General features: G+C 55.7%; 1 protein-coding gene. It reads right to left on the bottom strand.

Features of this window, described 5'->3' with window-relative positions:
• On the bottom strand, positions 1-1,190 hold a 1,190-nt coding region (locus ZX61_RS13330; RefSeq protein ID WP_200904246.1), incomplete at both ends, for a VCBS domain-containing protein.

Here is a 1,190-nt window from a genome sequence, read left to right as displayed (position 1 = left end):
TCAGTTTTAAAGGTGTCGCTCGCGTTGTTACCATCCACATCGACAGACGTCAGCGTGCCCGTATCTTCAAGGACCACATTGCCATCGCCTTCCGTCACGGCACCCTTGTCATCGCCGCTGATTTGCGCGGCGTCATTGGTGCCCGTGATGGTGATTTCGACCGTGTGTGGCGTGCCGTCTTCAGACTGAACCGTGAAGGTCTCAACGCGAGTCTGACCTTCACCTAAGTATTCCACTTTGCTGTTGTCAACGTTGTACGTCCACTTACCGCCTTCGGTGATAGTCAGGCTGCCCAGTGGCGCACCTTCCGTTGGGTGACTCACCGCCGTCACGTCAGTTTTAAAGGTGTCGTTAGCGTTGTTGCCATCCACATCGACAGACGTCAGTGTGCCCTTGTCTTCAAGGACCACATTGCCGTCACCTTCCGTCACGGCACCTTTGTCATCGCCGCTGATCTGCGCGGCGTCATTGGTGCCCGTAATGGTGATTTCGACCGTGTGTGGCGTGCCGTCTTCAGACTGAACCGTGAAGGTCTCAACGCGAGTCTGACCTTCACCTAAGTATTCCACTTTGCTGTTGTCAACGTTGTACGTCCACTCACCGCCTTCGGTGATAGTCAGGCTGCCCAGTGGCGCACCTTCCGTCGGGTGATTCACCACCGTCACTTCAGTTTTAAAGGTGTCGTTCGCGTTGTTGCCATCCACATCGACAGACGTCAGCGTGCCCGTATCTTCAAGAATCTCGTTGCCGTCACCTTCCGTCACGGCACCTTTATCATCGCCGCTGATTTGCGCGGCGTCATTGGTGCCCGTAATGATGATTTCGACCGTGTGTGGCGTGCCGTCTTCAGACTGAACCGTGAAGGTCTCAACGCGAGTCTGACCTTCACCTAAGTATTCCACTTTGCTGTTGTCAACGTTGTACGTCCACTCACCGCCTTCGGTGATGGTCAGGCTGCCCAGTGGCGCACCTTCCGTCGGGTGATTCACCGCCGTCACGTCAGTTTTAAAGGTGTCGCTCGCGTTGTTACCATCCACATCGACAGACGTCAGTGTGCCCTTGTCTTCAAGGACCACATTGCCGTCACCTTCCGTCACGGCACCTTTGTCATCGCCGCTGATCTGCGCGGCGTCATTGGTGCCCGTAATGGTGATTTCGACCGTGTGTGGCGTGCCGTCTTCAGACTGAAC

Source organism: Vibrio sp. VPAP30, from assembly GCF_001188205.1.
Lineage (GTDB): Bacteria > Pseudomonadota > Gammaproteobacteria > Enterobacterales > Vibrionaceae > Vibrio > Vibrio bivalvicida.
This window is presented reverse-complemented; position numbering and strand designations above follow the sequence as displayed.